This is a genomic window from Propylenella binzhouense (genome assembly GCF_009866965.1).
In the GTDB taxonomy this organism is placed as follows: domain Bacteria; phylum Pseudomonadota; class Alphaproteobacteria; order Rhizobiales; family Afifellaceae; genus Propylenella; species Propylenella binzhouense.
Window position 1 is genome coordinate 1 of the sequence record NZ_SPKJ01000148.1, and the last position, 7,043, is coordinate 7,043.

At 70.4% G+C, this 7,043-nt stretch carries 8 protein-coding genes; 7 read left to right on the forward strand and 1 reads right to left on the reverse strand.

Annotation, left to right across the window (positions count from 1 at the left end; translation table 11 throughout):
- Positions 1-601 (forward strand): MFS transporter (locus E4O86_RS21635; RefSeq protein ID WP_161142629.1); only part of this gene is annotated, 601 nt, incomplete at its 5' end.
- A gap of 91 nt (positions 602-692) precedes the next feature.
- Here the strand turns inward: E4O86_RS21635 and E4O86_RS21640 are convergent.
- The gene (locus E4O86_RS21640; RefSeq protein WP_161142630.1) at positions 693-1,115 is read right to left on the reverse strand and encodes a YciI family protein; all 423 of its coding nucleotides are present in this window, start codon (positions 1,113-1,115) and stop codon (positions 693-695) included.
- 237 nt (positions 1,116-1,352) lie between these two features.
- Between E4O86_RS21640 and E4O86_RS21645 the strand changes: the two genes are divergently transcribed.
- From E4O86_RS21645 to E4O86_RS23300, 6 genes are all read left to right on the forward strand, one after another.
- A complete protein-coding gene (locus E4O86_RS21645) occupies positions 1,353-2,252 on the forward strand; it encodes an amidohydrolase family protein (RefSeq protein WP_161142631.1) in 900 nt (299 codons plus the stop codon).
- Positions 2,253-2,276: 24 nt separating this feature from the next.
- On the forward strand, positions 2,277-2,927 hold the full coding sequence (locus E4O86_RS21650) for a GntR family transcriptional regulator (RefSeq protein ID WP_161142632.1): 651 nt from the start codon (positions 2,277-2,279) through the stop codon (positions 2,925-2,927).
- Entirely contained in the window at positions 2,924-4,030 is a 1,107-nt protein-coding gene (locus tag E4O86_RS21655; RefSeq protein ID WP_161142633.1) for an iron-containing alcohol dehydrogenase, read from the forward strand. Before E4O86_RS21650 ends, E4O86_RS21655 begins: the two co-directional genes overlap by 4 nt.
- Before the next feature lie 202 nt (positions 4,031-4,232).
- Positions 4,233-5,261: a tripartite tricarboxylate transporter substrate-binding protein gene (locus E4O86_RS21660; RefSeq protein WP_161142634.1), complete on the forward strand. Its 1,029-nt coding sequence runs from the start codon at positions 4,233-4,235 to the stop codon at positions 5,259-5,261.
- 68 nt (positions 5,262-5,329) lie between these two features.
- Positions 5,330-6,817 carry a tripartite tricarboxylate transporter permease gene (locus E4O86_RS21665; RefSeq protein ID WP_161142635.1) on the forward strand — a complete coding sequence of 496 codons (1,488 nt, stop codon included), beginning with the start codon at positions 5,330-5,332 and terminating at the stop codon, positions 6,815-6,817.
- The coding region (locus tag E4O86_RS23300) for a hypothetical protein (protein WP_205521037.1) at positions 6,810-7,043 on the forward strand (234 nt) is incomplete at its 3' end. The genes E4O86_RS21665 and E4O86_RS23300, both read left to right, overlap by 8 nt.

Genomic DNA, 7,043 nt, shown 5'->3' on the forward strand with positions numbered 1-7,043 from the left:
GTTCCCTCACCCGGCGCCGGCCGTTCCGGCGGCGGCATCGGCCCCGCGGGACGCGGCCATGCCGCTCCTCGCCCTCGTCTTCGCGGTGACCTGGTTCACCAGCACGGCGATGGCGGCGCACCTGCCGGCGCTCCTGCAAGGGGTCGGCGCGACGCCGGCGGCGGCGGTCGCCGCGGCCGCTCTCGTCGGCCCGGCGCAGGTCGCCGCCCGGCTTCTCGAATTCGGCTTCCTCCGGCGGTTCGATCCGATCGTCTCGGCGCGGCTCGCCGCGATCGCGCACCCGCTCGGCGCGCTCGCGGTGCTCGCATTCGGCGCGCCGGCGGCGATGGTCTTCACGGTCCTTCACGGCGCGGGAAACGGCATCCTCACCATCGCCAAGGGCACGCTGCCGCTCGCGATCTTCGGCCCGGCCGGCTACGGCTACCGGCAGGGCGTGCTGATGGTGCCGGCGCGCTTCGCGCAGGCCGCGGCGCCGTTCGTCTTCGCGCTGCTCATGGAGCGCTACGGCGCCTCGGCGCTCCTTCTCAGCATCGCGGTCAGCCTCGCCGGCTTCGCCGCGCTTCTCGCGCTGCGTCCCGCGCCGAGAGCGCTGGCGGGCTGACCCCGCCCGATCCAGGCCGCTCCGCGGTTCCGCCCGCCGCCGCGCATCGCGGTCAAGCGGGCGGGCGGAATCGCGGGCGCGAGACCGGGGCCTAGCGGCCCTCCAGCCTGGTGCGGAGCCGTTCCTCCTGGTCGGCGATCTCCGGCGTCACCGCGTCGCCGAAATCGGCCATCTCGAAGAGCGGACGGATCTCGAGCTCGCTCGGGCCGGGCATCGGGTTGGGACAGCGCTTCGCCCACTCGACCGCTTCGGCCATGTCCCTGACCTGCCAGAGCCAGAAGCCGGCGACGAGCTCGCGCGTCTCGGCGAAGGGACCGTCGATCACCGTCCGGCCCGGGCCGTCGAAGGCGATGCGCTTGCCCTCCGACGATGGCTTCAGCCCCTCGCCGGCGAGCATGATGCCGGCATTCACCAGCTCCTCGTTGAACTTGCCCATCGCCTCGAGCAGCTCGGTCTCGGGCAGGAGGCCGGCTTCCGAATCCGCCGAAGCCTTCACCATGACCATCACACGCATCGCCTTCACTCCCTGGTTCGCGGGGGGCCGCATCGGCCACCCTGCCGATACGACGAACGAGGTCCGACAATATCGACATAGGGCGCGAACTTTTTTCATGCGCGGCCGGCACCGGGCCGCAAGGGCGCGCGGGGAAGGGCGTCAAGGAGACGGTGCGCCGCGTTTCATGAAGAATTGCATTCACTTTCGGCGTGGTTTAAGCGACGGCTGGTCTTTCACTCGGAGCCCATCGCGACCATGCAGCACGCCGAGCCTCAGCCGGGCGCGCGCGGCATACCGGACTGCCTCGGCCCGCTTGCGGCCCGCACGCCGCCGCGCTTCCCCGTTCCGCCGGGCGCCTGGGACACGCATTTCCATCTCTTCGACCCGGCCCGGGCGCCTTATGCGCCGGAGCGGAAATATTCGCCGCCGCCGGCCCGCCTGCCCGATTACGCGGCGCTGATGCAGGATCTCGGCCTGGAGCGGGCCATGCTCGTCCACGCCAATCTCCAGGGCGACGACAACCGCCCGCTCGTCGAGATCCTCGCGGCGAGCGAGGGCCGCCTCGCCGGCGTCGTGCGGCTTCCGGACGAGGCGGATGCGGCGGAACTCGCCGCGATGCACGCGGCCGGCGTCCGCGGCGTGCGCTTCGCCTTCAATCCGCAGCATGGCGGCGTCTTCGATCCCATCCTCTTCGAGCGTGCCGAGGCGATCTGCGCCGACCGGGGCTGGTTCATCGAGCTCCATTTCGCGCCGCGCGACCTGCCGGCACTGGCGCCGCGGCTCGCCCGGGCGCGCGCGCCGATCGTGATCGACCACATGGGGCGGGTCGACGTCGCCGAGGGCACCGAAGGGGCGGCGTTCCGCCTGCTCGCGGAGCTCGCCGGCCACGACCATGTCTGGATCAAGCTCAGCGGCGCCGACCGCCTCTCCCGCGAGGGGCCGCCCTATCGCGACGTCGTGCCGATCGCCCGCGCCCTTATCGCCGCCGCGCCCAGGCGGATGCTCTGGGGCACGGACTGGCCGCATACCGGGCTGTTCGACACGATGCCGGACGACGGCGCGCTCCTGAACCTCCTGGCCGACTTCGCGCCCGACGCGGCGGTCCGCGACGAAATCCTCGTCGCCAATCCGCTCCGTCTGATAGGCGAGGGCTGAACGAGGACCGCCCCGGAGAAGGACATGGAAGAAGGGCCGACATCGGCCGGCGGCGTCTACGACGCGGTGAAGCAGCTGATCCTTTCCGGCAGCTACCGCCCGGGCAACAAGCTCGTGCACGAGGAGCTCGCAGGCCGGCTCAACGTCTCCCGCACGCCCGTCCGCGAGGCACTCGAACGGCTGCGGCAGGAAGGCTACGTGCGCCACGTCCCGCGCCGCGGCTTCTTCGTCAGCGAGATCGGCGAGGCGGAGGCGCGGGACCTCTACGGCGTCCGGGAAGCGCTGGAGCTGCACGCGCTGCGCACCATCTTCGCCGAGGCGGGCAAGGTCGAGACCGCGCCGCTGCGGGCGATCAACTTGCGCTACCGCCAGGCGGTCACCGACCGCACCGCGAAGACCCGGCTCCAGGTCGATGCGGAGTTCCACCTCGCGCTCGCCGGCCAGGCCGGCAATTCCCATCTGGTCCAGCTGCTCGCGGGGATCTTCGAGCGGATCGCCCTCAAGATGCGCACGGAGACCTACGAGCTCCGGCTCGGCGAGGAGGCGGTGGCCGAGCACGAGGCGCTGCTCGACGCGTTCGAGCGCGGCGATCCGCAACAGGCCGACGAGCGGCTGCGCGCCCATATCGGCTCGGCCCGCGCCCGCCTCCTCCGGCAGATGGAGGACTGGACGTGAGACCGGACCGCCGGGCCGGAGGAAACGGGGAGGCGCTCAAGCCGTTCTCCTACGTCTCGCTGCCCGGCCGCGTCCGGTTCGGGTCCGGCACGCTCGACACGCTCGGCACGGTGCTCGACGAGCTCGACTGCAGCCGCGCCTTCCTGATCGCCACGCCCCACCACGTCGCGAAGGCGGAGGCGCTCCGCGCGTCGCTCGGCGACCGGATCGCCGAAATCTTCCGCGAGCCGGCGATGCACACGCCGGTCGCGGTGACGGCGGCGGCGCACGAACGCGTCGCGGCCGCCGGGGCGGACTGCCTCGTCGCCCTCGGCGGAGGTTCGGCGATCGGGCTCGGCAAGGCGCTCGCTTTGCGCACCGGTCTCGCCCAGATCGCGGTGCCGACCACCTATGCCGGGTCGGAGGCGACCCCGATCCTCGGCGAGACGGAGGGTGGCCGGAAGACGACGCGGCGCCTGCCGGCGCTGCTGCCGGACGCTATCATCTACGACGTCGACCTCACGCTCTCGCTGCCGCCGCGGCTCTCCGCCAATTCCGGGCTCAACGCGATGGCCCACGCGGTCGAGGCGCTCTACGCGCGGGACGGCAATCCGGTGATCTCGCTCCTCGCCGAGGAGGCGATCCGGCGCATGGCCGGCGCGCTGCCGGCGATCGACGCCGCCCCGGGCGACCGGGACGCGCGCGCGGACGCGCTCTACGCCGCCTGGCTCTGCGGCATGGCGCTCGGCAGCGTCGGCATGGCGCTGCACCACAAGCTCTGCCACGTGCTCGGCGGCAGCTTCGACCTGCCGCATGCGGAGACCCACGCCGTGCTGCTGCCCTACAGCGCCCGATACAACGCCCCGGCCGCGCCGGAGGCGATGGAGCGGATCGCGCGGGCCCTCGGCACGGCCGACGCGCCGGGAGGGCTGTTTGCGCTGGCGCGGCGGGTCGGCGCGCCAGCCTCGCTCGGCGCGCTCGGCTTCGGAGCGGAAGACGTCCGGAACGCCGTCGAGATCACGCTCGCCGCCCCCTACTGGAACCCGCGCCCGCTCGAGGAGCACGCGCTTCTCCGGCTCCTCGAGGCCGCACGGACCGGCGCGCCGCCTGAGGCGGCAGCCTGAGGACGGGCGGGCCTCCGCCCCGGCTTCGCCTTCAGGATTTCATGAAGAATTGCATTCAATCTGCCACTGGCGTATGGAAGGGGAAGGCCGGGAGGAGCGACGACGAAGAGCCAACGACAATCGCGCGTTGCATGGCGGGGCGATTGTGGCCAGAATGGTAGGAGATCAAACTACCTCAATCAAGACAAAACGGGAGGATGACATGAACTGGCACATGCGCGGACTGGGCCTCGCCCTGGCGGCCGCACTGGCAGCTTCGGCGGGGGCCGCCAAGGCGGAATCCCCGGAGGAATTCTACAAGGGCGAGACGCTCACCTTCGTCGTCGGCTTCGGCCCGGGCGGCGGGTTCGACACCTTCGCCCGCATCCTGGCGCCGCACATCGCGGAGCGGATCGGCGGGACGGTGATCGTGGAGAACCGGCCAGGCGCCGGCGGCACCGGGGCGCTCAACCAGATGGTCCGCGGCGACCAGGACGGCCGCGAGATCGACATCGTGCACGGCGAGGCGGCGCTGCTGACCCAGCTTACCGACCAGTCCGGCCGCCGGTTCGACGTGAAGGAGTTCAACTGGCTCGGACGGATCGCGTCCGAGCCCGGCTCCGTGCTGATCAGCGCCAAGTCGCCTTATGGCAGCATCGAGGACCTGAAAGGCGCGAGCGCTCCCATCAAGTTCGCCGCCGGGTCCAAGGCCGACGGGCTGAGCGACTTCGCCGCCGTGTTCTGCGAGACGCTCTCGCTCCAGTGCAAGATCATCACCGGCTACAAGGGCAGCAAGGAATCATCGCTCGCCGCGATCCGCGGCGAGACCGACGCGATCGCTGTGGAAGCGAATACGGGTTCCGATCTCGGCAAGGGCGGCGAGCTGAAGCCGGTCGCAGTGCTCGCCCGCAAGCGCTGGAAGACGCTGCCCGACACGCCCACGCTGTTCGAGGCGGCGGCGGTTCCGGCCGACAAGGAATGGTGGATCGACTTCCGCGAGAGCGTGAGCAATCTCGGACGCTCGCTCGCCATGGGACCCGGCGTGCCGCAGGACAGGGTCGACTACATGCGGAAGGTGGTCGAGGACGTCCTCACGGACCCGAAGGTCATCGCCGACGTCGAGAAGACCGGGCGCGAGATCAACTACCTGCCGGGCACCGAGCAGAAGGCCATCATCGACCAGCTCATGCAGTCGGTCGAGGGCGACAGGCTCGAGCAGGTGAAGACGGTGCTTCTCGAGAAGTACTTCTGACCGCCCAGGACGTGTCGTGACGAACGGCCCGGACCGGATCCCCGGTCCGGGCCTTTTCGGGAGCCGCCATGCTCGAGGCAGTGCAACAGGCGCTCGGCGCCTTCTTCCAGCCCCATGTCTTCGGTCTGATCCTGATCGCCGTTCCGATCGGGCTCGTGTTCGGAATCCTGCCGGGCCTCGGCGGGCTGACCGCGCTCGCGATCCTGCTTCCGTTCGTCTACGGCATGGACCCGGTTTCGGGACTCGCCTTCCTGCTGGCGCTCCATTCCGTGGTCTATACCGGCGGCTCCGTCACCGCCGTGCTGATCGGCGTTCCGGGATCCCCGCCGAACGCTGCGACGGTACTCGACGGCTATCCGCTCAGCCGGAAGGGCCAGGCCGGCTATGCGATCGGCGCGGCGCTCACCGCCTCCGCGCTCGGCGGCGTGCTCGGTGTCGTGCTGCTGGCGCTGATCCTCCCGTTCCTGAAGCCGGTCGTGATGGCGTTCTCCTCGCCCGAGACCCTCATCCTCACGGTCCTCGGCCTCTGCTTCATCGGCGTGCTCGGCGAGAACCAGCCGCTCAAGGGCCTCGCCGCCGGCGCTCTCGGCATCTTCCTCGCCATGTTCGGCGAGCACCGGGTGAGCGGCGTCGCCCGCTTCTGGTTCGACTACGACTACCTGCTCGACGGCTTCCGGCTGATCCCCATTGCGCTCGGCCTCTTCGCCATCCCCGAGATCGTCGCCATGCTGTCGACCGGCTCGGCGGTGTCCCAGGAGGCGACGAAGGTCTCCTACCGGCAGGTCTGGGAGGGATGCACCTCGGTCTTCAAGCATTTCTGGCTGTTCATCCAGTCCTCCGTGATCGGCGTCATCGTCGGCATCATTCCCGGCGTCGGCGGCGAGACCTCGCCCTTCGTCGCCTATGCCTTCGCCCGGCAGTCCTCCAAGCATCCGGAAGCCTTCGGGAAGGGCATCATCGAGGGCGTCATCGCGCCGGAAAGCTCCAACAACGCCAAGGAAGGCGGCGCGCTCGTCCCGACCCTCGCCTTCGGAATCCCCGGAAGCGCCGGCATGGCGCTCCTGCTCGGCGGCTTTCTCATCCTCGGGCTGCAGCCGGGCCCGGAATTCCTGAAGAACCACATGGACATCGCACTCGGGCTCGCGGCCGTGGTGGCGGTCGCCAACGTGCTGGCGACGCTCATGATGCTCGCGCTCGCCAAGCAGTTCGGGGCGATCACCAGCATCAAGGGCTCCCTGCTCGGCCCGATCCTCCTGGTCCTCGTCGTGCTCGGCGCGCTCTCGACCTCCAACGACGTGCGCGACGTGTTCTTCACCTTCGTGTTCGGGTTCCTCGGCTACTTCATGGTCCTGCTCGGGTACAGCCGGGCGGCGCTGCTTCTCGGCTTCGTGCTCGGCAACGCGGCCGAGACCTACCTCCACATCTCGCTCAACGCCTTCGGACCGCTGTTCTGGACGCGGCCGATCTCGCTCCTCCTCATCGCCATCCTGATCTTCTCGCTGACATTCCCGCTATGGCGGAATTTCAGGAGAAGGGCCGGGGACGACAATGACTGACCGGATCTTCGCGGGATTCCTCATCCTCTTCATCGCCGGCACGCTCGGGCTCGGCCAGGCTATCGACCATTACGATTGGCCGGTCGTCCGGATGCCGCTCATCGTGGGCGGGCTCGCGATCCTGATCCTGCTCCGGGTCGCGTTCCGGCGCGCCCCGGCCGCCGCGGCGGCGCCCGCCGAGATCGCGCCCGCCGAGATCGCGCCCGACGCGGAGGGCGCGCCCGCC